Source organism: Deltaproteobacteria bacterium (assembly GCA_003696105.1).
Taxonomy (GTDB): domain Bacteria; phylum Myxococcota_A; class Polyangia; order Haliangiales; family J016; genus J016.
Genome location: RFGE01000297.1, coordinates 14385 through 38172, shown reverse-complemented (window position 1 = coordinate 38172; position 23788 = coordinate 14385). Strand labels below are relative to the sequence as shown.

The 23788-nt window shown below is 73.2% G+C and carries 19 protein-coding genes; 11 read left to right on the top strand and 8 right to left on the bottom strand.

Annotated elements, in window-relative coordinates:
- Window positions 1-1939 (bottom strand): serine/threonine protein kinase (locus D6689_18940; protein RMH38715.1); only part of this gene is annotated, 1939 nt, incomplete at its 3' end.
- 235 nt (window positions 1940-2174) lie between these two features.
- On the opposite strand from D6689_18940, the gene D6689_18935 reads away from it, so the two are divergent.
- Entirely contained in the window at window positions 2175-2855 is a 681-nt protein-coding gene (locus D6689_18935; GenBank protein RMH38714.1) for a hypothetical protein, read from the top strand.
- A 76-nt stretch (window positions 2856-2931) separates the two neighbouring features.
- Here D6689_18935 and D6689_18930 read toward each other — a convergent pair whose 3' ends face one another.
- Window positions 2932-3783 carry a hypothetical protein gene (locus D6689_18930; GenBank protein ID RMH38713.1) on the bottom strand — a complete coding sequence of 284 codons (852 nt, stop codon included), beginning with the start codon at window positions 3781-3783 and terminating at the stop codon, window positions 2932-2934.
- Window positions 3780-4247 (bottom strand): hypothetical protein, encoded by a 468-nt coding sequence (locus tag D6689_18925; GenBank protein RMH38712.1) that lies wholly within the window; start codon window positions 4245-4247, stop codon window positions 3780-3782. The genes D6689_18930 and D6689_18925 overlap by 4 nt, the downstream gene beginning before the upstream one ends.
- Window positions 4248-4378: 131 nt before the next feature.
- On the opposite strand from D6689_18925, the gene D6689_18920 reads away from it, so the two are divergent.
- Window positions 4379-5554 carry a serine/threonine protein kinase gene (locus D6689_18920; GenBank protein RMH38711.1) on the top strand — a complete coding sequence of 392 codons (1176 nt, stop codon included), beginning with the start codon at window positions 4379-4381 and terminating at the stop codon, window positions 5552-5554.
- Window positions 5555-5606: 52 nt separating this feature from the next.
- Here D6689_18920 and D6689_18915 read toward each other — a convergent pair whose 3' ends face one another.
- The gene (locus D6689_18915; protein RMH38710.1) at window positions 5607-6011 is read right to left on the bottom strand and encodes a hypothetical protein; all 405 of its coding nucleotides are present in this window, start codon (window positions 6009-6011) and stop codon (window positions 5607-5609) included.
- A gap of 101 nt (window positions 6012-6112) precedes the next feature.
- Here D6689_18915 and D6689_18910 point away from each other — a divergent pair, with 101 nt between their 5' ends.
- Window positions 6113-7498, top strand: coding sequence for a LysM peptidoglycan-binding domain-containing protein (locus D6689_18910; protein ID RMH38709.1), 1386 nt, complete (start codon window positions 6113-6115; stop codon window positions 7496-7498).
- 19 nt (window positions 7499-7517) lie between these two features.
- Here D6689_18910 and D6689_18905 read toward each other — a convergent pair whose 3' ends face one another.
- Window positions 7518-7835 (bottom strand): hypothetical protein, encoded by a 318-nt coding sequence (locus D6689_18905; GenBank protein RMH38708.1) that lies wholly within the window; start codon window positions 7833-7835, stop codon window positions 7518-7520.
- Between the two features lie 65 nt (window positions 7836-7900).
- Here D6689_18905 and D6689_18900 point away from each other — a divergent pair, with 65 nt between their 5' ends.
- On the top strand, window positions 7901-9526 hold the full coding sequence (locus D6689_18900) for a serine protease (GenBank protein RMH38707.1): 1626 nt from the start codon (window positions 7901-7903) through the stop codon (window positions 9524-9526).
- Here the strand turns inward: D6689_18900 and D6689_18895 are convergent.
- From D6689_18895 to D6689_18885, 3 genes are read right to left on the bottom strand one after another with little or no spacing between them, the layout of a single operon-like run.
- On the bottom strand, window positions 9468-9755 hold the full coding sequence (locus D6689_18895) for a hypothetical protein (GenBank protein RMH38706.1): 288 nt from the start codon (window positions 9753-9755) through the stop codon (window positions 9468-9470). The two genes, D6689_18900 and D6689_18895, sit on opposite strands and share 59 nt — an antisense overlap.
- Window positions 9752-12607, bottom strand: coding sequence for a phosphoenolpyruvate carboxylase (locus tag D6689_18890; GenBank protein RMH38705.1), 2856 nt, complete (start codon window positions 12605-12607; stop codon window positions 9752-9754). Before D6689_18890 ends, D6689_18895 begins: the two co-directional genes overlap by 4 nt.
- Entirely contained in the window at window positions 12492-16205 is a 3714-nt protein-coding gene (locus tag D6689_18885) for a serine/threonine-protein kinase PknK (protein RMH38704.1), read from the bottom strand. Before D6689_18885 ends, D6689_18890 begins: the two co-directional genes overlap by 116 nt.
- 155 nt (window positions 16206-16360) lie before the next feature.
- On the opposite strand from D6689_18885, the gene D6689_18880 reads away from it, so the two are divergent.
- From D6689_18880 to D6689_18850, 7 genes are all read left to right on the top strand, one after another.
- Entirely contained in the window at window positions 16361-17356 is a 996-nt protein-coding gene (locus D6689_18880) for a serine/threonine protein kinase (GenBank protein ID RMH38703.1), read from the top strand.
- Window positions 17357-17867: 511 nt separating this feature from the next.
- Window positions 17868-19829: a thiamine pyrophosphate-binding protein gene (locus D6689_18875; GenBank protein RMH38702.1), complete on the top strand. Its 1962-nt coding sequence runs from the start codon at window positions 17868-17870 to the stop codon at window positions 19827-19829.
- Between the two features lie 52 nt (window positions 19830-19881).
- A complete protein-coding gene (locus D6689_18870; GenBank protein RMH38701.1) occupies window positions 19882-20124 on the top strand; it encodes a hypothetical protein in 243 nt (80 codons plus the stop codon).
- 69 nt (window positions 20125-20193) lie between these two features.
- Complete coding sequence (locus D6689_18865) at window positions 20194-20841, top strand: universal stress protein (GenBank protein ID RMH38700.1); 648 nt, start codon at window positions 20194-20196, stop codon at window positions 20839-20841.
- 183 nt (window positions 20842-21024) lie between these two features.
- Window positions 21025-21522, top strand: coding sequence for a CBS domain-containing protein (locus tag D6689_18860; GenBank protein ID RMH38699.1), 498 nt, complete (start codon window positions 21025-21027; stop codon window positions 21520-21522).
- Window positions 21523-21536: 14 nt separating this feature from the next.
- The gene (locus D6689_18855; GenBank protein RMH38717.1) at window positions 21537-22616 is read left to right on the top strand and encodes an aminoglycoside phosphotransferase family protein; all 1080 of its coding nucleotides are present in this window, start codon (window positions 21537-21539) and stop codon (window positions 22614-22616) included.
- Window positions 22613-23773 (top strand): adenylyl-sulfate kinase, encoded by a 1161-nt coding sequence (locus D6689_18850; GenBank protein RMH38698.1) that lies wholly within the window; start codon window positions 22613-22615, stop codon window positions 23771-23773. Before D6689_18855 ends, D6689_18850 begins: the two co-directional genes overlap by 4 nt.
- Window positions 23774-23788: the final 15 nt, after the last annotated feature.

Below are 23788 nucleotides of genomic sequence, written 5' to 3'. Positions count from 1 at the left end.
CGGCGGTCGCTTCGGCCGCGCGGGCGCTCGCTGCGCGCACGCCGGCGAGTCTGGCTGCCGGTGACGTCGCTTCCGCTGCGGCGCGGTCGCGGTTGGGTACATCGGCGACCGCGGGGACGGAGGCAGGCGCGGTTCCAGTCCGCTTGCGGGGGACCGCGGCGCGCCGGCGATGGGGGCGGGGGCGCCGGCTGCGCGTCGCGGTCGCGTGGACCTCGGCCGCGCGGGCGGTGGCGTGGCCCTCGGCCGCGCCGCCGGCTGCGGCTTGCTCGGCGGGCGCCGTCGCACCCGGTGCCGGCAGGGCGGATCGCCTCGGGCGCGCGGCGAACGCGGCCGCCGGTGGCTCCGGCGCACCGGTGCGCGCCGTCGCGTCGCCCGCCGGCGCGGTCGCGTCCGGCCGGGCCACCGGGGCCGCCGCGCGCCGTCGCGCGACCTGGTCGAGCGTCCACCACCCGCCGGCGATTGCGGCCGCCGCGACCAGGGCGACCGCAACGCGTCGCGCTCGACTCGGCGGCCGGGCGGCGAGCACGCGAGGCGCAGGCACGTCGTGAGTCTCGGGCCGCGGTCCGACCCGCGTCGCCGGCACGCCGTCTGGCTCGGGCTGCGGTCCGACCCGCGTCGCCGGCACGTCGACGCGCGTGCGCGGCAGCGTCGCCATCGTCGACGACTCGGACCCGGGACGCGCGGGCGTCGTGATCTCGCCGGCCGGTTGCTCGAGGGCCGACCAGTCGCCGCCGTCGGCGACATGGACGGGCCCGAGCGCCACATCGTCGGCCGACATGTCGAACGGCGACAGCGCGCGGAACTCGGTCCCCTCGACGATCTCGAACTCGCCGCAGGTCAGCTCGGCGGAGCTCACTTCGCCGGTGCCGCGCAGCGTATGCGCGCGCGGCTCGGGTGCCGGCGAGATCGGGCGCCGCCGCTGGATGACCGGGCCGCTGTCGGGCGCGAGCACCGACTGAGGACGCGCGCCGTCGGCCATGGGTCCCTCGTCGGGAAACAGCCGCTGGAGGAACTCGCCCAGCGCGAACGGCGATACGTGCAATCGCTCGTCGTAGGCAAACCGCTCGAGGTCGGCGTGCATCGCCGCCGCGGTCGGATAGCGCTCCTCGGGAAACCGCGCGAGCGCGCGTCGCACGATCCGCTCCAGCTGGGCCGGATAGCCGTCCGGAAACGCGTGCGCCAGCGGCGACCGGCCCTTGACGAACGCGCGCATCACCTCGTATTCCGCGCCCTTCTTGAACAGGCGGTGGCCGACCGTGAGCTCGTACAGCAAAATTCCGAGCGCGAACACGTCGCTGCGCCGGTCGACCGGCTCGCCGAGCCATTGCTCGGGCGACATGTACGCCGACTTGCCCTTGAGCACGCCGGTGCGCGTGTGGGTCGTGCGCTGCGCCGCCTTGGCAATGCCGAAGTCGATCAGCTTGACGCCGCCGTCGAACGTGACCAGCACGTTGGACGGCGACACGTCGCGATGAACGATGTGCAACGGCCGGCCGTCGTGGCCGCGCCGCTCGTGCGCCGCGTGCAGCCCGGCGGCCACGCCGAGTGCGATGTGCAGCGCGTGCGGCAGCGGCAGCGACTCGCCCCGCCGGCGCAGTCGCTTGCGAACGTGGCGCACGTCCTTGCCCTCGATGTACTCCATCGCGAAGAAGTAGCTGTCGCCGTCGATGCCGATGTCGTAGACCTGGGCGATGTTCGCGTGGTGGAGAGTCGCGGCCAGCCGCGCCTCGTCGAGGAACATCGACACGAACTCGGGGCTGTCGGCCAGGTGGGGCAGGATGCGCTTGACGACGACGCGCTTTTCGAAGCCTTCGATGCCGGTCGCGCGGGCCAGAAAGATCTCGGCCATTCCGCCGACGGCCATCCGCCGGATGACCTCGTAGCGGCCGATGCGCTCCGGCCCCTCGGCGTCGGTCGATCCGGCGGCGGCGATGTCCATGCGTGCCCCTACTGCAAGCCCCGTGCACAAGGCGTTTCGACCGCAAGGTATCGAAGACAAAGCGATCGCATGCATGCGACCGGGGGCTCGGTCCCCGCCGCCGGTCGCCCGAGTACCCTGCAGGACCGCGGCTGGCCGTCGCGCCGGCGGTCCGCGCGGCTTCCGTCCGCCGGCGGTTGCGCCCCGGCGCTGAATCGGCTCGAATCGAGGGCGTCCAACGCCGAGGAGTACCCGCATGTCGCAGCCGTACCTGTCGATTGCCGCCGCCGCGCTGGTCGCCGCCGGTGCGGGCGCCGCGCACGCCGGCACCGTTCGGGGCACGATTCGCTACGCCGGCACCGCGCCCGCGCCCGCCAAGGTGGCCGTGCGCCAGGACGCCCACGTGTGCGGCAAGCAGCCGATCTACGACGAGTCGCTCCGAGTCGGCGCCGCGGGCGGACTCGCCAACGCGGTCGTGTCGATCGAGGGCGCCAAGGGGGCCGCGAAGCCGGCGACGGTGACGGTGGACCAGCAGGGCTGCGTGTACCGGCCGCACGTGCAGACGGCGGCGGTCGGCGCGACGCTGGTGGTCACCAACAGCGACGCGGTGCTGCACAACGTCCATGCGTTTCACGGCGAGGAGACGATGTTCAACGTCGCGCAACCGACCAAGGGCATGCGATTTCAGCGCCCGCTCGACGAGGTCGGCGTCGTCCGCGTCAAGTGCGACGCGGGCCACACGTGGATGTCCGCGTACGTGGTCGTGTTCGACCACCCGTATCACGCCGTCACCGGCGAGGACGGGTCGTTTCATATCGACGGCGTCCCGCCGGGAACCTACAAGGTGAAGGTCTGGCACGAGACGCTCGGCAGCAAGACCGGCACGGTCACCGTCGGGGCACGCGGCGCGGCGACGTTCGACCTGACCTGGAAGTAGTCGAAGCCGTCGGGCCGTGGCGCCGGCGCGGTGGAGGCGGGCCGCGCGCGCGCGGGGCGCGCCGGCCGCGCTCGCGTCACCGACTGGCGTCGAACGCGCGCAGGTGGCCGGACAAGGTGACGCCGGCCGCGATCGCGCCGTCGGCCAACACGTCGGTGCCGATCCACACGCCGGCGCGCGTCCACGGGCGCAGCCAGGCCGCCACTACTGCGCGGGTTTCCACCACCGGAGCGCGCGCCCACGCGGTGGATGTCGTGACGCAGGCGCCGTAGCGGCTCGTCATCGACAGGCCGAGCCAGCGGGCGCCGACGAGCGCCTCGGCGCTGACGTCCACCGGGCCGACACCGATCGTTGCTCCTACAATCGCTCCGGCCTGCACGAATAGCGCCGTGTCGGCCGGGTCGAGCTGCTGGGACGGCGCCGCGGCGATCCGCGGCGACCGCACGCCGACTCCGCCGATGCTCGATTCTACTCCCGCGAAGGCGCGGTCGCCGACGCGACCCGTGACGCGAAGGTCGACGGCGCCGCCGGCGGCGCGGCCGGCGTCGGGCGCGAGGCGCGCGGTGTACGGAAGGGCGCGGTCGTGTTCGGCCGCACCGCTGAACGTGCCCGGCGCCAGCGCGCGCACAGAGGTTCCGACGGCAACGGCCAGGCGCGGTACGCGCGACACGTCCCACGCCGCGAACGGAGTGCAGGTCCGGCGCCCCACGACGCTGCTCGCGTCGACGCACGGCGGCGGTGCGCTCTGGTCGCCGCCGCCCGACGAGCCGCCGCCCGACGAGCCGCCGCCCGACGAGCCGCCGCCCGACGAGCCGCCGCCCGACGAGCCGCCGCACGGCCCCGCGACCGCGCCGCCGGGCGCCGCCACGACGGCAGCGGCGACGGTCGCGACCGCCGCGGCGACGGTGGCCGTCGCGCCCGCCTTCACGCCGCACCCCCGTGCGCGAAGCACACCCGCACCGGCCGATCGCTGGGCCGCGCGGCGTCGATCGCGGCCAGGTCCAGGCACCACTGCGTGAACAGATCCGGCCGGCCGCCGGGCGGCTGGTACTCGATCCACTCGACTGCGGTGGTTCGCGCCTCGATCGCCGCGGGGCGGATTTCGCCGCGCGGATCGTATGGCACGAGCATCACCGCACGGTTGCCGGGGCCGCGCCCCACCGCGCGGATCGCGCCGAGGTCTACCCGTACGGCGCGGTCGCAGCGGTTGGCGATCGCGATGCGGGCGACGGGGCCGACCGCTGCCGGGTCGAACGCGTGCGCCACGGCCACGTCGAGGCACCCGACCGTACGCCGCTGGCCTTCCATCGGTCCGGCCGATCCGCGAAACGATCCGGCGGTGTAGCCGGCGCAGCCGGCGGTCGCCGCCACCAGGCACATCAGTGCGCGCATGGCCGTCTCCCAAGCAATCGCGGGGCCACGACCGGGGCGCGCCGTCGCAGCCTTGCCCGACACCCCGCGTGGCGCTTCGACCACACTGTCGCCGCACGACCACGATCGGCGCTGTGCTATAAGCCTGGGCCTTGGCGCGCGGGAGCGAAGCGGTCGCCGCCGGCAGGGTGATCGGCGGCAAGTACGAACTGGTCGAGCCGGCCGGCAGGGGCGGCATGGCCACCGTCTGGCGCGCGACCGTCTCGGGGGCTGGAGGCTTCCAGCGCACCGTGGCGGTCAAACAGATGCACCCGCATCTGTGCGAGCAGCCCGCTTACGTCGACATGTTCTTCGAGGAGGCGCGCGTCGGTGCGGCGCTCAACGACGCGAACATTCCGCAGGTCTACGACTGTGTCGAAGACGGCGGCAACTATTACATCGTGATGGAGTGGGTCGAGGGCATCGACCTCGGCAGTTACATCAAGTATTGCGCCGAGCGCGGGACGAAGGCGCGATGGGAGTTGGTCACCGCCGTCGGCATCGGCATGCTTCGCGGATTGGCGGCCGCGCACGAGCGCGTCACCGACGACGGCAAGCGGGCGCCGATCGTCCATCGCGACGTGTCGCCGCACAACGTGCTGCTCGACGTGTTCGGCCGCGTCAAGCTGATCGACTTCGGCCTGTCGCTGGCGCGGGACCGCGGCAAGGATCTCACCGAGCCGGGCGTGGTCAAGGGCAAGATTTCCTACCTGTCGCCCGGCGTGGTCGCCGGCGCGCGGCCCACCCCCGCGACGGATCAGTTCGCGGCGGGCACGGTGCTGTGGGAGGCGCTCGTCGGCCGCCGGCTGTTCGACGGCGCCACCGATTTCGAGGTCTACAAGAAGATGCGCGAGGCGCAGATCCAGCCCCTGCGGCCGCTGCGGCCTGACGTGCCGAAGGGGCTGGTCGCGGTGGTGATGCGCGCCCTGTCGGCGAACGAGGCCGACCGCTACCCGTCGGTGCGGGAGATGGCGCGCCAGCTCGCGCTGGTGCTCAAGGAGCACCGAGCGCGCCGCGACCTCCACGTGCAACTCGGTCGCGAAGTGGTCGAGGCGCGCGCCAACCTCGCGATCGGGCGGCGCACGCACGATCCGGCCGACGAGACGCCGATTCAGGATGTGGAGTCCGCGCAGCTCACGCCGGTGGAGGGGGCCAAGCCGGGGCAGCCGCAGCGGCGAGGGTTGCTGCACTGGCTGCCGTGGCTGGGCAAGGCGCCGCGCGGGGCCCGCGACGACGGTGCCGGCGACGCGGGTGTGGCGGCGAGCAGGGCGCGTCGGCGCAAGAAGTAAACCCAGTCTGCGGCGCCGCTGCGGTCGGGGGCGCCGTACGGCCGCGCGCAGGTCACGCGGTCAGGAACGCGAAGTAGCGGTCCGGGAGCACGGCCATCTCCATCCGCGCGCCGCATTCGTCGCAGGTCGGCAGGTCGACCTCGGGAACGCGGCCGGGCGTGACGCGCGCGCGCACGTCGCCCTCGGTCAGGCAGTTCGGACACTCGACCGGGACGATCACGGAGGTGACCGACAGCTTGCTCGCGAGCGCCGGCACGAGGTTGAGCAGGTCGACGACCGCGGGCGGCGCCAGCTCCGCGACGACGTCCGTGGCGGGCAGCTCGTCGAGAAACTGGAGGAGGCGGCGACTGCCTTCCGAATTGATGTAGCGGACGCGCGCGAGGTTCAGCACGACGCGCGGCGTGTCGACGTGCAGGTCGCGCAGCGACTCGCGCTCGGTGAGGTCGCCTTCGAGCACCACGTAGGTCTCGCCCTCGCGGCGAGGTCTCGTCCTCCAACGCAACACGGCTACCCCGCTGGCTCGCGATTCTATCAGGGGAATCCCCCATTGCGAGCGGGATGCGGATGGCGGTGCTGGCGCGCGCTTCGGCGGCGACGACGACGGCCGCGCTCCGGCTTGTGGCACTGCCTCCGGATGTCCCGACAAATGCCGGGAAAACGCGCGGGCCGTCGCGCGCAAAACGGGAGCACGTGCAACTTTTTTGGCGATCGCCGGCCGGCCGGGTATCGTGGCGGGCGATGCGATCGGCACGGGGGACGTGGGCCGTCGTGGCCCTGGCGTGGATGGCCGGTGGCGTCGCGCGAGCCAACACCGCGAGCGATGCGGACGGCGGCGACGCCCGCGCGGCCGCCGCGGCGACCCGCGGGGCCGTGCCCGCCGGCGCGCCGCGGTCGGGGGATACGGGGACGGCCGGCGGCGTCGTTCACGTCGTCGCGCCCGGCGACTCGCTGTGGGCGATCGCGCGCCGGTACGGCTGCGATCCGCGCGAGATCCTTCGCGCCCGCGGCGCGGCCGGCAGCCGGATCCTGCCGGGCGATCGCGTGCGCGTGCCCGCCTGCCGCGGCTCGGTTTCCGCGTCGCGCGCGCCCGCGCCTGCCGCGCGATCGACGAGTACGCGGGGCACGCCTTTCGGCGCCGCCGGTCCGGCGCGCCGGAGGGCGGCGGCGGCCGGGTCGGTGGTCCACCGGGTCGCGGCCGGAGACACCCTGTACGCGATCGCGCGCCGCTACGACACCACGGTGGAAGCGATCCGCTCGGACAACGCGCTGGCCGGGTCGCTGATCCGGCCGGGCCAGGCACTCGTCGTGCCGCTCGGCGACCGCGCCCCGATCCCGCCGGCGCTCGGCCAGAGCGTCGGCCGTCCCCATGCCGGCCGGCTGCGCAACGCCGCGCGCCTCGTGGCGGGGCCCGGGTACGTCATCCGCCGCCCGGAGCGGGCGTACGCCGCGGCACACGTGGTCGCCCACGTCCGGCGCGCGGTCGCCGCTGTGCGCCGCCGCCATCCCCGCGCGCACGCGCTGGCGATCGGCGACCTGTCCGCCCGTCGCGGCGGCCGCATCTCCGGTCATCGCTCGCATCAGTCCGGGCGCGACGTCGATCTCGGGCTGTACTACGTGCGCAAGCCTCGCCGCTATCCGAACGAGTTCGTACCGGCGAGCCCGCGCACGCTCGACCTGGCGGCGACGTGGGCGCTGATTTCGGCGCTCGCCGCGACGGCCGACGACGACGGCGGCGTGGAGCGGATGTTCCTCGACTATCGCTTGCAGCGCGCGCTGTATCGGTGGGCGCTGGCGCACGGCGTGCCGCGGGACGAGGTGCGGCGGCTGTTTCAGTACCCGGACGGGCGCGGCGCGCCGCGGGGTCTGATCCGCCACGTGCCCGCGCACGCCGATCACCTGCACGTGCGGTTCAAGTGCCCCGCCGCCGACCGCGGCTGTCGGTGACGGCGGCGCGGGCGTGCCGTCACCGAAGGGTGTGCGAAAACAGCACGAACAGGGCGGCGACCGCCCCTGCGGCGCGCGCCTCTTGCTCGCGGAGCTGCCGCTCGTGCAAAGCGGCGATGGCTCGCGCGTGGTCGCGCAGCGATTCGATCGTCGCGCGGGCCGCGGCGAGGTCGTCGCGCAGCGCCGCGGCGCGTTGCTCGGCGCCGGCGACGCGAGCCTCCAGCGCGCGCGCCCGCGCTTCGGAGGCGTCGACCTGCTGTTCGAGTTCGCAGATTCGCTCGGCGGCGACGTGGACCTCGCGCGCGCGTTCGTCGAGGCGCTCGCGGAGGGCGCGCACGGCGGCGCGCAGTTCGATGCGCTCGCAGTCGTCGCTCGGCGTCGAGTGCGGGACGTTCGCCGCACATGCGACATCGACGCGGGTGTCGTCGCTCGGCGTCGAGTGCGGGACGTTCGCCGCACACGCGACATCGACGCGGGTGTCGTCGCCGAACGCGTCGACGTCGGTGTCTTCGCCCGGACCCGCGGCGGCGTCGGCGGCGAACTCGGAGTCAAACCCGGCGGCCACGGCGACATCGATCAGACGTGGACGCATACCGTGTGTCCGTGCAAGTCGTGGGCCGCGGAGCGCCGGCGCGAGATTGCAGGGATGCGCGGCGGAGGCCTGGGGTTGGACGCGCCGGCCGGGGCGTGCGGGTTCCAACTGGCGCCACGTTAGAATGTGTCAATCGCGGGCGTCGGCCGGCCGGCCGACGCGCACCGCCGCCGTGTCGCAGGCTTGCCGGGCCGGCCGTGCGATGCGCCGCACCGTCGGATCGATCGGGACGCGCCGCGCGGTCCGGGTTGTGGGAACATGGCCGCATGGCTCGACAAGCATGGATCGCGGCCGCGTGCCTCGTGTTTCCCGCGGCGGCGAGCGCGCAGGTCGTGGGCGGCACCGACGCGCCCGCCGGCAAGTGGCCCGACGCGGCCGCCGTGTACTTCGGCAACCAGGCCGGGTGCAGCGGCACGCTGGTGGCGCCCAACGTCGTGCTCACCGCGGGCCACTGCATCGGTGGCGTGACGTCGGTGATGGTCGGGTCCAACGATTTGCGCAGCGGCGGGGAGCGCATCGAGGTCGTCGACGAAACCGCGTACCCGGAGTCGTACCGCACCTACGACGTCGGCGTGCTCGTGCTCGCGTCGGACGCCTCGGTCGAGCCGCGCGTCATCGCGCACGGCTGCGCGCGCGACCAGTTCATCGCGGACGGGTCGCAGGTCGCGATCGTCGGGTTTGGCGCGACGACGCCGGATGCCAGCGGATTCACGCCGCTGCTGCAGGAGGCGACCGCGACGATCTCCGACGCGGACTGCTCGGACACCGACGGGTGCAACGGCGCCGTGAGCCCGGGCGGCGAGCTGGTCGCGGGCGGCGACGGCGTCGACTCGTGCAACGGCGACTCGGGCGGGCCGCTGTACCTGCTGACCCCGCGCGGGGACTTCCTCGTCGGCGTGACGTCGCGCGGGCTGCCGATCGGCGACCAGCCGTGCGGTCAGGGCGGCATCTACGTGCGCGCCGACGCGGTGGTCGAGTGGATCGAGCAGACCGCGGGGGTCGACTTGCCGGAGCCGGTGTGCAATTTCCCGCCGGCGCCGACGGCCGTCGCGATCGAGGTCGTCGCGGGCGAGACGGCCGACACCGTGGTGGAGCCGAACGACGCCGATCCCGGCGACTCGCACACGTTCGCGATCGCCACGCCTCCCGCGCACGGTGACGCCGAGGTGGCGGCCGACGGCACGGTGACGTACACGGCCGACGGCGACTACGACGGACCCGATGCCATCGTCGTCGCGGTGACCGACGACGGCGCGCCGCCGGAGACGGCCGAGGTGTCGATCCCGGTCACGGTCCTGCCGGCGCCGGCCGGGTGCGGTTGTCGCGGCGGCGGCGGCTCGCCGCCGGCAGCGGCCGCGATCGCCGTCGCCGTCGCCGTCATCGCAGCCAGTCGGCGTCGGCGTGGCGGCGCAGGTCGGCGCGCATCGCGCTCCTGAGCGCGTCGCCGTCGAGCATCGCGCGCAGGGGCCCGGCCAGTTCGGCCGGGAAGCGCTTGATCACGTTGGCGAGCGTCTCGCTGTAGACGTAGTCGACCGTGGCCTCGGCGTCGAGCGCCATCCCGCGCCGGGCCGCGCAGCGCATGACGTGGCGCTGCTCCTGCGCGACGGCGTTCATCAACAGGCCGGCGACCATCTTCTCGAATGCCAGTTTGTCGGTGTCGTTCATCCGGTGTTCTTGAGCCCCTGCGCGATGCCGTTGAGGGTCGAGCTGAGCGCGAGGTCGATCATGGCGAGGTCGGCGGAGTCCGCGGCTGCGGCGCGTTTGCGCGACAGCAGCGATATCTGCAACAGCGACAGCGGGTCGATGTAGGGATCGCGCAGGGCGAGTGCCACGCGAAGCTGAGGTTGATCCGACAACAGATGATCGGTCTGCCGGATCGCGAGCAGCGCGTCGACCGTGCGGCGGTACTCTGCGATGAGGTCGTCGAGCAGGGCGTCGAACCGCGGGTCGCCGCCGAGCGCCGCGACGTACAGCCTGGCGATGTCCGGGTCCGCCTTGGCGCAGACCATCTCGATCTTCGCGAGCAGGTCGTCGAAAAACGGCCAGGTGCGCGCCATGCGCCGCAGCAGATCGAGGCCGCCCGGTTCGGCCGCCACCTCGGCGAGCGCGGTGCCGACGCCGAGCCACCCGGGCAACATCAGGCGGATTTGCGTCCAGCCGAACACCCACGGGATCGCGCGGATGCCCTTCATCGTGCCCGCGCCGCGCTCCCGGTATGCGGGGCGGGATCCGAAGTGCACGTTCGCCAGCTCCTTGACGGGCGTGCAGCGGTTGAACAGCTCGAACAGGAGCGGGTCGTCGTGAACCCGCGCGCGGAACACCGGCAGCGCGAGTTCGGCTAGTCGCTCCATGGTCGCGAAGAACCGGTCCACCTCGCCCGGCTCGACGCGCGTGCGCCAGTCGTCGAACGACGTCATCAGGGTGCCGGTGATCACGACCTCGAGGCTGCGGCGCGCGATCGGCGGCAGGCCGTACTTCTGCGAGATGACCTCGCCCTGCTCGGTGATCTTGATGCGACCGTCGACGGTGGCGGGCGGCAGCGCGGTCAGCGCCCGGTACACGGGCGAACCGCCGCCGCGACCCACCGTGCCGCCCTGGCCGTGAAACAGGGTCAACGCGACGCCGGCGTCGCGGCACAGGTCGGCCAGCGCCGTCTGCGCGCGGTACAGCGACCACGCCGCCGGGAGGATGCCCGCGTCCTTGGCCGAGTCGGAGTAGCCGATCATGATCTCCTGGCGGCGGCCGCGCGCGGCGAGCTGGCGCGCGTATGCCCGGTTGTCGAACAGCGCGCGCACGATCGCGGGGGCCGCGACGAGATCGGCTCGCGTCTCGAACAGCGGCACGACGTCGATGTGCGATCGCGGCGGATCGCCGGCCAGGTCCACGAGGCCGACCTCGCGCGCCAACAACAGGACCCGCAGCAGGTCGTCGGCGCCGCGCGTCATCGACACGATGTAGGTCTGTGCGGCGTCCGGGTCGACCTCGTCCTGAATGCGGTCGATCGCGCGAAACACGTCGATCGTGCGCCGCGTCGCGGCGTCGAGCGGCACGTTGGGGCCGACCAACGGGCGGCGGCTGAGCAGCTCGCCGGTGAGCGCATCGGTGGTCGACAGGTCGGTGCCGGTCGCGCTCGCGATGGCATCGACGGCGGCGGTGTGGACGGCGGCGTCCTCGCGAACGTCGAGCAGGTAGCCGTGAAAACCGAAGATGCGCAGCCGGCGCAGCAAGGGGCGGATGTGTGCGCGGATGGAGCGGGTGGCGCCGGCTTCGGCCAGCGCAGCCTCGACGATGCGGATGTCGCGCTCGAATGCCGCCGCATCGGGATAGGTGGCTGCCAGGTCGACGGGCTCGCGCCCGGCATAGCGGGCCGCGATCGCGGCGCGGGTCGCTTCGAGCCGCGCGCGCATGAAGCTCAGCTTCAGTCGGATCGGTTCGTCTCGATCGCGGCGTCGGTTGGCCTCCCATACGTCGGGCAGGTCCTCGCGGTCGCGCACGAGCGACGCGCGCAACTCGGAAAACGGCCCGGCCACGCGGCTCGACAGCGACAGCCGTTCGATCAGGTCGTCGACGGCGTCGACGTACCGGCCGAGCAGCGCCCACGCGTTGCGCCGCGACGCGGCGACCGTGACCTCCGGGGTCACGAACGGATTGCCGTCGCGGTCGCCGCCGACCCAACTGCCGAACCGCAGCGGCCGCACGTCGCCGAGCGGGCGCCCGAACACCGCCTCGTAGGCTTCCTCGACGCGACCGACCACGCGGCCGGCGGCGGCGAAGAACCGGTCCTCGAGATACCAGGACACGGTGCCGATCTCGTCGGCGACCTGCGGCCGATCGGCGCGCACCGCCGACGTGAGCCACAATAGCTCGATCTCCGCTTCGAGGTCGCGCTCGATCGAAGCGCGCTCGACGTCGGACGCGTCGTCGCGATCGAGCAGCAGCGACGCGACGCGCGCCTGTAGGCCGAGCAGCGTGCGCCTCGTCGCCTCGGTCGGATGAGCGGTGAGAACCGGCCGAACGTCCAGGCGCGCGAGCGCGTCGGCGACGTCCGCCGCCGTCTTGCCCCGGCGAGCCAACTCCTCGATCGCCCAATGCACGGAACCGGGTTGCGGCGGCTCGGCGTGATGGCGGCGCTGGTGTGCGCGGCGCCGGCGCGCGCGGTCGACCTGTTCGGCGGTGTTGATCAACAAGAAGTAGACGCCGAACGCACGAGCGACCTGCGCCGCCAGCGACAGCGGCATCGCGTCCACCTCGGCGCGCAGAGCGTCGAGCGACGGCGCATCGGGCTCGTGACGCCGGCGCGCGCGGCACGCGACGCGCAGCGCCTCCACCGCGCGATAGACGTCCTCGCCCGCGAGTCGCCGGATCGCGTCGCCGAGCGCCGCGCCGAGCCAGCGGACGTCGTCATGCAGTGCCACGCGCGGATTGTGCCACAAACGGGCAGCAGACTTCGGCGAACCGCTCCGGTTCGGCGATCGACTCGTCGGCGAACACGCGGTCGGCCGCGGCGACGTGCGCATCGCCCTCGGCGCCGCCGATCAGCCGGCCGAGGTGGCGGCGCGCCACCGCGTTGAACAGCCGCATGTTGACTTCCTCGGTAAACAGGATCGCCTCGCGCAGGCGGCGGCGCGCTTTGGCCGACTGGCCGCTCGCCGCGAGCACCATCGCGTCGACCAGGATGCCCCAGGCGACCGCAAACGATACGCCGTCGTCGCGCAACGTGCGCGCGAGCTTCGCGGCCGTCCGCAGGTCGCCGTCGACGAGCGCGCAGCGCGCCAGCGCGAAGTGAACCTCCGCGCGCACGTCGTGGATGCGCAACAGCATGGATCGGCGCAGGGCGCGGAACTGGTCCGCCATGCGCTCGCGAAATCCGCGCGCCTCGCCCGTGTACAGCGCGATCTCGGCGCGGGCGCGCAGCGCGTAGAAGTGTTGTAGGTGAAACCGACCTTCCGGCGGCAGCCACGTCTTCGACTCGAGATCGGCTTTTGCCTGGTCGACGTCGCCGCGGGCGAGCCACACGTCGTTGCACGACCAGCGCAGCGACGTCTCCATGTGGTTGTCGCCGCGGCGCATGGCGTCGCGGACGTAGTCGTCGAAACACTTGGCGATCTCGGTCCACCAGCCGAGGCGGCGCAACACGAACATGCGAAACAGGCGGACCGTGTTCAGCTCCCACGTCGCGCCGTGGGTCTGTTCGACGAACGTGGTCTCGGCGGTGCGCAGCCGCTCGTATGCAGGCCGGAGTCGTCCCTCGTAGTAGCTCGCGACGCCGTCGACCCCGGCGGTGAGCGCCTTCAGGTACGGGTCGCCGGTTCGTTCGGCGATGTCGGCGGCGCGGTGGACCAGTTCGCGCCCGCGCTTGACCGCGCGCCCCCCCTGGACGGCGAGGTACGCGCCGCCCTCGAGCAGCGCGCGGCCGACGCGAAACGGTTCGCCCGTCTGCAGCGCGAGCAGCAGGCCGCGGTGCTGGAAGTCCACGCCGCGGATCGTGTCGACCACGCCGAGGCCGTGGGCGACGCTCTTGTAGACGTCGATGCGGGTGAGCACGTGCGCCGCAATCTCCGACTCGTGCCGTTCGGTGAAGTCGAGCCCGCGAAGGCGCAAGCGCGCGCGCGACCACAACACCGACGCGAGGGCGCGCGCGGGGGTCTTCGGCAGCTTCTCGCCGATCTCCGCGAGGACGCGCTCGAGCGCGTCGAGCCCGCGCTCGATGTGGCCGCTGATCAGCAGTTGCTCGGCGGCGCGGCGCTGGCACTCGAGGCGCGTCGTCGGGTCCGCGCCCTCGGCGGCCTGCAGGTTCACCTCGGCGGACTCCGGCCCGCGGCCGGCGTTGGCCAGCGCCTCGCCCAGCGCGATGAGCAGCTTGCGGCGCTTGTCGGCGTCGTAGTCGCCGAGGCGCAGGGCCGTGCGGTACAGCTCGGCCGCCCGCTCGAACGCGAGACCGTGGCTGGCGCGGCGGGCCGCCTCTTCGGCGTGGGCGGTGGCGTCGGCGACCCGCCCGGCCGCTTCGAGGTGGTAGACGAGCACCTCGGGCGTACGGCTCGGGTCGTCCGACGCCTCGAGCGCCAGCGCCAGTCGGGCGTGGTACGCGCGCCGCCGGTCATCGGCCATCACCGACGACACGGCCTCGCGAATGCGGTCGTGGTAGGGCTCGTAGCGGTCGGACGCGCGCGCGGCGCGCACGAGGTTGGCGACGCGCAGGGTGGCGAGATCGCGCGACGCATCCGCCCCCGGTACTTCGGCCGCCTGCGCCAGCACCGCTTGCGAGATCGGCGCGGCGGCCAGGCAGACGAGGTCGAGCAGGCGCCGGCTGCGCGCGTCGAGGCGATCGACGCGTTCGAGGATCGCCTCGTCGAGGCGCAGGTGGCTGATCGAACTGTCCCCGGAGGTCGAGTCGGCGGCGTGGCGGACCAGCTCGTCGATGAACAGCGGGTGGCCGTTTGCCTCGTCGGCGATGGCGTCGATCGCGTCGCGGCGGTCGAGGTTGCGCCGGGCGAGCAGCTGTTCGGCGAGAGCGCGCGCTTCGTCCGGCGGCAGGCGGTCGAGGTGGATGCGAATGACCGGACCGGGAATCGAGTCGACCACGTGTGCGGCTTCGCTGCGCACGGACGCGATCAACAGCAGCGGCGGCGCGTCGGGCGGCCGGACGAGGTCGCCCAGCAGCAGCAAGCTGTCGGCGTCGGTCCACTGCAAGTCGTCGATGACCACGACGATCGGGAACCGCTCGGCGAGCTTGCAGAACAGCTCGCGCAGCGCACCAAACGCGCGGTTCCGCAGCTCGCGCGGGTCCTGAATCGGCTGCAACGGCCGGGGCGCGCCGGCGATGCACTCGACCCGGCCGAGCACCGGGAAGATCTGCGGCAGCAGCGACGCGTGGCGCGGCAGCATGCCCGCGGCGTCCGACCGAGGCAGCCGGCGCAAGAACCGAGACAGGGCGTCGACCACGCCGTCGAGCCCCTTGAACGGTACGCTCTCGCGCTCGTAGCAGCGGCCCCGCAGCACGACGACCGGTTCGCCCTCCCAGGTAAGCGATCTCGTGAAGTGGTGGATGAGCGCGGTCTTGCCGACGCCCGACTCGCCGGCGACGATGACGGTCGCGCCCGCGCCCCCCCGCGTGCGCTCGAACGCGGCGCGCAACGCGTCCAGCTCGCGCGCGCGGCCGACGAACGGCGGCGACGCGAGCGACGACGACGCGCGCGCGGGCGGCGATGCGTCGTCGCCGACGGGCAGCGCCAGGCGCCGGAGCACCTCGTCGCCGTCCGGTCGAGCGGCCGGATCGAACGCGAGCAGATCGAGGCACAGGCGCTCGAGGTCGGGCGGGATGCCGGACACCAGCTCCGACGGCGGCCGCGGCGGCGTGCGCTGCTTCTCCATCATGACCGACAGCGCGGCGCCGTCGAACGGGACCTCGCCGGTGAGCGCCTCGTACAGCAGCACGCCGACGCTGTACCAATCGGCCGGCGGCCCGACCGGTTTGGACGCCGCCTGCTCCGGCGCCATGTACGCGACGGTCCCGACGACGGCCTGCTCGGTCGAGTCGTCCGCGTCGGTGGTGTCGAGCGCCAGGCCGAAGTCGAGCAACACGACGCGCCCCTGGTCGGTGACGATGATGTTGTTCGGCTTGATGTCGCGATGGACCTTGCCGGCGCCGTGCAGCGCGCGCAGGCCGCGGGCGAGCTGGCCGAGCGCGTCGCGCAGGCGATCTTCGTCGAACGCCGGGCGGGCGAAATCGGCGGTGTCCCGCACGGTGTCGCGCAGCGCGCTCGGCAGCACCGGCGCGGCCCACAGGCTACCGGACGCGAGCGCGCGCGGGCGGACGTACGACAGAAAGTCGCGCCCGGGCACCAGTTCCATCGTGAAGAACCAGTGGCCGCCGTCTTCGACCAACTCCCCGAGCGACACGAGGTTCGGGTGTTGCAGGTCGCGCAGCGCGCGAAACTCCTGCTTGAGCCGATACAGCCCCTGCGCGTTGATGCGCCGCAAGGTCTTCAGCGCGACCGGGGCGTCTCGCTCGCGGTCGTGGGCCTCGTACACGATGCCCATTCCGCCGGCGCCGATCCGCCGGCGCACGGCGAACCGGTCGGTCCCGCCGAATTCCGCGTCCCCCGTGTCCTTCACGTCCGCGCCATTATAGACCTCGCCGCGAGGGAGGGGCGGCGCCGGCGGTGGTACGATGGCGCCCGCTTTGCGATGCCGATGACGACGCAACGGGGACGCGACGGGCGGGCGGTCGGCGGTGCGCGGTGTCGGCTGCGCGTCGGGCGGGAGGCGACGTGACGGGCGACCGCCTATCGCTGCAGCACAACGTCGGCCGCGTGATCGCGGGCAAGTACGAGTTGCGCGAGCTGGCGGGGGAGGGCGGAATGGCGACCGTGTGGCGCGCGCGCATGTACGGCGCGGCGGGGTTTTCGCGCGAGGTCGCCGTCAAGAAGATGAAGGCCGAGTTTCGCGCGATCAAAAATTACATCGACATGTTCGTCGAGGAGGCGCGCGTCGGCTCCGACCTCCAACACCCCAACATCGTGCAGGTCTACGACTTCTGCCAGGATGACGAGAAGTCGTACTACCTGGTGATGGAGTGGGTCGACGGCGTCGATTTCGGCTCGTTCGTGCGCGCGTTTCGCGCCCAGGGTCATCCGATTCCGTGGCCGCTCGTCGCCGCGATCGGCGTCGGCGTGCTCCGCGGCCTGGCGGCCGCGCACGAGCGTCGCGGGCCGACGGGCCAGCCGGCGCCCGTCATCCATCGCGATGTCTCGCCGCAAAACATCCTGTTGCGGCGCGACGGCATCGTGAAGCTCAGTGACTTCGGCCTCGCGCGCGCGATGGACCGCATTCACAGCTTGACCGCGCCCGGCACGGTCAAGGGCAAGCTGTCGTATCTGGCGCCCGAGATCACGATGGGGCGCAGCGCCACGGTCCTGTCGGACCTGTTTTCCGCGGGTTCGGTGCTGTGGGAGGGGTTGGCCGGAGCGCCGCTGTTCGACGGCGAGCGCGACGTCGACGTGTTCGCCAAGATCCGTCGCGGCGAGGTCCGCCCGATCGAGCAGGTGCGCCCCGACGTCCCCGTGGCGCTCGCGCAGGTGGTGCACCGCGCGCTGGCCGTCGCGCCGCGCGAGCGGTTTCCGAGCGCGCGGCAGATGGCCAACGAACTCGCGTCGGTGCTCGCGACCGTGCAGTCGCCCACCGATGCACAGACCCTGCTGGGGCGGGCGGTCGACTGCGCGCGCCAGTGGCTCGGGGGCGCGCGGTCGACCGCGCGACCGCGTTAGCGGCGGATGCACGCGGGGGCGCCAGCGAGGTTGCGCGATGCGGGGTGCGCCCGCAGCGCAGGTGCGCATGAACACACGCGCCCGCAGCGCAGGCGCGGAACGGACCGCGGCCGTGATCGCAGCCGTGGCCCGATGCCGGCGGGCGCGGCGTGTAACCTCGGGGCGGCGCGTCGCGTCGGTAGTGCGTGATGCACCGCGGACGCCAGCGGCCGGGACCATCGGCCGCACGGTCGCGCGGCACGCGCGTGGCGCCGCGTATGCGACCGGCGCGCGCGACGCATGGCGACGGTCGCCCCGGCTTCACGATCGGAGCCGAGGTGGATGAGCGCGCTGGCGCGCGCCTGCGGGCACGCGCGGCTGGCCGACCTGTCGCCGGCCGACCTCGTCACCTGCAATCGCGACTTGCACTGCCTGGCCGGCGTGCCCTACGCGGGCGTGCAGCCGTGAGCCGGGCGGCGGCCGCGCGCGCCGGCATCCGATAGCCCGGCACCCCCCACCGAGGACGCAAGCGATGGCGAAAAAGCGAGTCTGGTACAAGGCGGCCGAACGCGACGCGCTCGCGGACGGCCGAGTGATGTCCGTGACGTGTGGCCGCGAGACGGTCTGTCTCGTGCGCTACCGCGGCCAGTGGGCGGCGCTCGACAACCGGTGCCCGCACCAGGGTGGGCCGCTCGGCGAGGGCGCGATCGAAAACGGCATGCTGCGGTGTCCGTGGCACGGGTGGGATTTCGATCCGCTCACCGGCAAGCCCCCGGGCGGCTACGACGACGGCGTGCCCACGTTTCCGATCGAGGTGCGCGACGACGGCGTCTACGTCGGCGTCGAGGAGGATGACGAGCGCGTGCGCACCGCGGCGGACGTCATCGCCGAGACCCTGGTCGCGTGGGGCGTCGATACCGCGTTCGGCATGGTCGGCCATTCCAACCTGGGCATGGCGGACGCGCTGCGCTGCCGCCAGGAGGCCGGCGAGCTGCGCTACTACGGCATCCGCCACGAGGGCGCCGCGGCGTTCGCCGCGTCCGCGTACGGCAAGCTCACGGGGCGACCCGCCGCCTGTCTCACGATCGCGGGGCCCGGCGCGACGAACCTGCTCACCGGGTTGTGGGACGCCCGCGTCGACGGCGCACCCGTGGTGGCGCTCACCGGCCAGGTGCCGACGCCGCTCATCGGCCGCGGCGCGTTTCAGGAGGTCGACCTGGTCGACGCGTTCGGCCAGGTCGCGGTGTGGCGCGCGCAGGCTGCGGCGGACAGCGACGTCGCCGAGCTCGCCACGCTCGCCTGCAAGCACGCGATCGTGGCCGGCGGTCCCGCGCACCTCGTGTTGCCCGACGACGTGCAGGTGGTGCCGCGGCCGGATGCTCCGGCTGGCAGCCCGACCGGGCGCATCGGCTCGCGCGCGATCGCGCCGCCGGCGGACGCGGTGGACGCATCGGTGGCGCTGCTGCGCAAGGCCCGGCGACCGGTGATCGTCGCCGGCCACGGCGCTCGGTTCGCGATGCAGGAGGTGATCGCGCTGGCCGAGCAGCTGCGGTGTCCGGTCGTGACGACCTTCAAGGCCAAGGGGCAGATTCCCGACAGCCATCCGTGCGGCTGCGGCGTGCTGGGCCGCAGCGGCACGCCGGTGGCGAGCTGGTTCATGAACGAGAGCGACCTGCTCGTCGTGCTCGGCGCGAGCTTCAGCAACCACACCGGCATCACGCCGAAGAAGCCGACGATTCAGGTGGATCGCGATCCGTTGCGCCTGGGACGGTTTCATCCGGTCGACGTGCCGGTATGGGGCGACGTCGCGGCCACGGTCGCGGCGTGGCGCGACGCGATCGGCGGCGCGGTCGACACCGTCGATCAGCGGCCGGAGATCGCCGCGCGGTGGGCCATCTGGCGCCGCGAGAAGAGCGCGCGGCTCGCGGAGGAGCGCGGCGCCGGCGTGAGCTCGGCCGCGGTGTTCGCCGCCCTCACGCGGACGGCGCCGGCCGACGCGATCGTCGCCGTCGACGTGGGCAACAACGCGTACTCGTTCGGGCGCTACTTCGAGTGCGAGCGCCAGTCCGTCGTGCTGTCGGGCTACCTGGGGTCGATCGGCTTTGCGTATCCCGCTGCGCTCGGGGCGTGGGCGGCCACGCGCGGGCGCGACCCGCGGTTTGCCGGGCGCAAGGTGATCGCGGTCGCGGGCGACGGCGGCTTCGGCCAGTACATGGGCGAACTCAATACGGCCGTCAAGTACGGTATGGACATCGCGCTGGTGCTGCTCAACAACGGCGAACTCGGCAAGATCTCGAAGGAGCAGCGCGCCGGCCACTGGCCCGTGTGGGAGACGGGGCTGACCAATCCGAGCTTTGCCCGCTACGCGGAGGACTGCGGCGCGCGGGCTGCGCGGGTGTCGCGCGCGGGCGAACTCGATGCCGCCCTCGCGGACGCGATCGAGGCGACCGGTCCCGCCGTCGTCGACATCGCGGCGGACCCGCTGCTCGTGTAGCGGCGCGCGGCCGCGGTCGACCCGTTCGGCGCGCGGTGCGTTAGCATCTGCCATGCGCTGGGCTGCGGCGATCGTGCTGTCCTGGTCGTGCGGCGGCGCGCCGCCTGCACCGGCGGCGCGCGCCGACCTGCCGGCGACGCCGCTCGGGCAGTCCGTCGCGTGTCCGGCGCCGGCTCCGCGCCCGCGGTGGCACCTCGGCCGCAGCGCGCCGGTCGCGAGCGGGCGGCCGCTCCGCGGGGACGCTGGCACGACGCGAGCGGGGGTGCGCACCGCCGCGCGGCGGCGCCGCGGTTGACGCTGGCACGACCAGTGCACACAAGGTCAGCAGGCGCCGCGCGTGGTGGCGCTCGACAGGAGGTCGTCGATGTCGCAGCAACTGGAAGCCAACGTGCCACCCTACGTGATCGTCGCCGCCGTCGACGGGTCGGACATGACCGACGTCGTGCTCCAGCACGCGATCGACCTCGCGCGCCGGCACGACCGGGCGGTCGTCCACGTCGTCGGCGTCGTGTCGATCGGGCGCGGGATCTTCGCCAAGACGTCCGACCAGGACGCGCGGATGGACGAGATGGAGGCCCATCTGCGCGCGCGCGCCGAGGAGGCGACGGCCGACCTCGCCGCCGACCAGGGCGTCCACGTCACGTTGCACGTTCGCGCCGGCGTGCCGTGGGAGGAGATCCTCGACGTGGCGGCAGAGACGGAGGCACACCTGATCGTGCTCGGCCGGCACGGCTGGGGCGGTCGCCGATCGCGGCTGGTCGGTTCGGTGTCCGAGCGCATCGCGCGGATGGCGCCGTGCTCGGTGTGGCTGGTGCAACCGCCCGACTATGCTGCGTACCGCGACGAGGAGGCGCGCGAGGAGCCGTGCGCGGCGTGCGTCGAGGCGCGCCGCACGTCCAACGGCGAGGTGTGGTTCTGCGAGGCGCATCGCGCCGGCACGGACGAACGCCGGTTCACGACGATCGTGTCCGGCGGCGGCTATCCGATCCAGCCCGGGTTCGGGCTGTTCTGACGGCGTGACGCGTCGCGGCGCACCGGCGCCGGCGCGGGAGGCGCGGCCTCCGGCGCGAGTCGGCGTGCGCAACGATTGCGGGGATGCCGGCGGCCGGCGCAAGGTTTTCCTCGTCGAGGGGCGCACGCGTCGCGTTGCGCTGGCCTCGAACTTGCTGCGCGGGTCGACGGGAGGTGGTGTGCGATGACGAGCGAAGCCAACGCGCGCGGACGGACGCTCACGGTGGCCGACGTGATGACGCCCGACGTGTATGCCGTCGCCGAGGACACGAGCCTCGAGACGGCGTGCCGCCTGCTCGCCAGTCGCCATATCACCGGAGCTCCGGTCGTCAGTCCCTCGGGCCGGCCGGTCGGCGTGGTGAGCCTGTCGGATCTCGTCGACCCGGACCGGGATCGCAGCGAGCGGGACGGCTATCCGCTGTACTACCGGCTGGACCGCGGCCACAAGGTCGAGCTGTCGGACGGCGTGGCGGTCGGCAGCGGGCGCGTCGCGGACGTGATGAGCCCGTTCGTGCTGTCGATCCACGCGAGTGCGCCGCTCGAGGACGCGGCGCGCATCATGCTCGCCGACCAGGTTCATCGGCTGCTCGTGGTGGACGCCGGCAAGCTGGTCGGCATCGTGACCGCGACCGACCTGCTGCGCGGCTTCGTCGACCAGCGCGCGCGGGAGGGCGACCAGTGACCGCGCCTCGCGAGCTGCGCCGGCCGGCGCTCGACGCGCTCGTGCAGGAGCTGTGTCCCGGCGGGGCGTTGCTCTCGGTGGAGCCGCTGGGCGACGACGCGGCCGCCGATCGCACGGAAAAGGGCTTCGGCTACGGCCGCGCGCTGCGGCTGTCGGTGCGCGAGGCGGACGGTTGCCGGCGCGACTTCGTCCTGCACACGGCGACCGCCAACGAGTTCGGCCACGATCGGCGGTCCGACCGCGCGGCGCAGATGTTGCTCGCGTTCGACAGCTACCGCGCCGTGCCCGACCACGTCGCCGCCATCGACGTCGGCGCGGTCGATCGGCACGGGCGGCTGCGGTCGCTGCGCGACTGCGGCGAGTTCTACGTCGTCACCGACTACGCGCCCGGGCGCCTGTACGCCGACGAGTTGCGCCGCATCGCCGCCGGCGCGGCCGTGGACGACGCCGACCTCGATCGCGTGGACCATCTTGCGCGTTACCTCGCGGCGTTGCACCGCGACCGCGGCGGCCCGCCGGCGGCGTACGCGCGCGCGATCCGCGACCTGGTCGGCCACGGCGAGGGCGTCTACGGCATCGTCGACGGCTATCCGCCGGATGTGCCGGGTGCGCCGCTCGACCGGTTGGCGGAGCTCGAACAGCGAGTCGCCGGATGGCGATGGAAGTTGCGCGGCCGTCACGACCGGCTGTGCCGCGTCCACGGCGATTTCCATCCGTTCAACATCCTGTTCGACGACCGCGGAAACATCGCGTTGCTCGACGCGAGCCGTGGCTGTCGCGGCGACGCGGCCGATGACGTCACGTGCCTCGCGATCAACTACGTGTTCTTCGCGCTCACGCACCCGGGAACGTGGGCGCCCGCGTTTTCGCGCATGTGGTACGCGCTGTGGCGCACGTATCTCGATCGATCCGGCGACCGCGAGGTGGTCGAGGTCGCGCCGCCGTACTTCGCGTGGCGGGCGCTCGTGCTCGCGAACCCGCGCTGGTATCCCCGCCTCACCGGCGGCCAGCGCGACGCGCTGCTCGGCCTGGCCGAACGCGTGCTGGACGCCGAGCGCGTCGACCCCGAATTCGCCGAGGAGCTGTTCCGATGACGCCAGGGGGCAAGGGAGCGGTCGTGTGGGTCACCGGGCTGCCGGCATCCGGCAAGTCGACGTTCGCGCGCGCGTTGTACGACCAGCTCGCCCTCGCCGGCGTGCGGGTCAAGTTGCTCGACGGCGACCAGGTGCGGGCGCAGTTGATGCCCGACCTCGGCTACGGTGAGGCCGCGCGCGACGCGTTCTACGGCGCGCTCGCGCGCATGGCGGCGGACATCGCGCGCCTCGGGTACGTCGCGGTCGTCGCCGCGACCGCGCACGAGCGGCGATTTCGCGACCGCGCGCGCGAGCAGGCGCCGCGGTTCGTCGAGGTGTACGTCGCGACGCCGCTCGACGAGTGCCGGCGCCGCGACGTCAAGGGGCTGTACGCTGCCGCCGACGAGGGACGGATCGCCGACCTGCCCGGCGTCGGCGTTCCCTACGAGCCACCGGTCGAGCCCGACGTGGTGGCTCACGGCGGCTACGACGCCGATGCAGTCGCGGCTGCGGCACAGTTGGTGATACAAGCGAGGAGGGCGACCATGTCCAACGAGCAAGACAAGCGGTTTACGGCCGTCGTGGCCTATGACTTTTCCGATCTCGCGGAGCTGGCGCTCGAGCAGGCGGTGGCCGCCGCGCTCAACCACGCGCACGCCGACCTGCACGTCGTCGCCGTGCTCGAGGAGGGCATGCGGGCGACGTACGAGACGGCGGAGCGAATGCAGCAGGAGGCGACGAAGCTGGCCGATCGCCGCATTCCCAAGCCGACTCCGACGGACCTGCGACTGTTCGTCCACGCGCGCATCGGCCACCCGGCGCAGGAGATTTTGGCGCTCGCCTCCGAAGCCGCCGCCGACGTGATCGTCCTCGGCACGCACGGGCGCAGCGGGCTCAAGCGGTGGCTGATCGGGTCGGTCGCCGAGAAGGTCGTGCGCCACGCCGGGTGTCCGGTGCTCGTGATGCGGCCCAAGACCTACACGCACGATCCCGCGGAGGACGCCGCGTTCGCGCCCGAGCCGCCTTGCCCGGCGTGCGTCAAGGTTCGCGCGGAATCCGGCGGCAAGACGTGGTGGTGCGAGGAGCACGGCAAGCCCCACGAGCCGCCGCACACGTACCACTACCGCGCCACCACGTCGGCCGACGTGAGCGACCACAGCGGCTCGATTCTGTGGTGACCGGCCGCGGGGGCG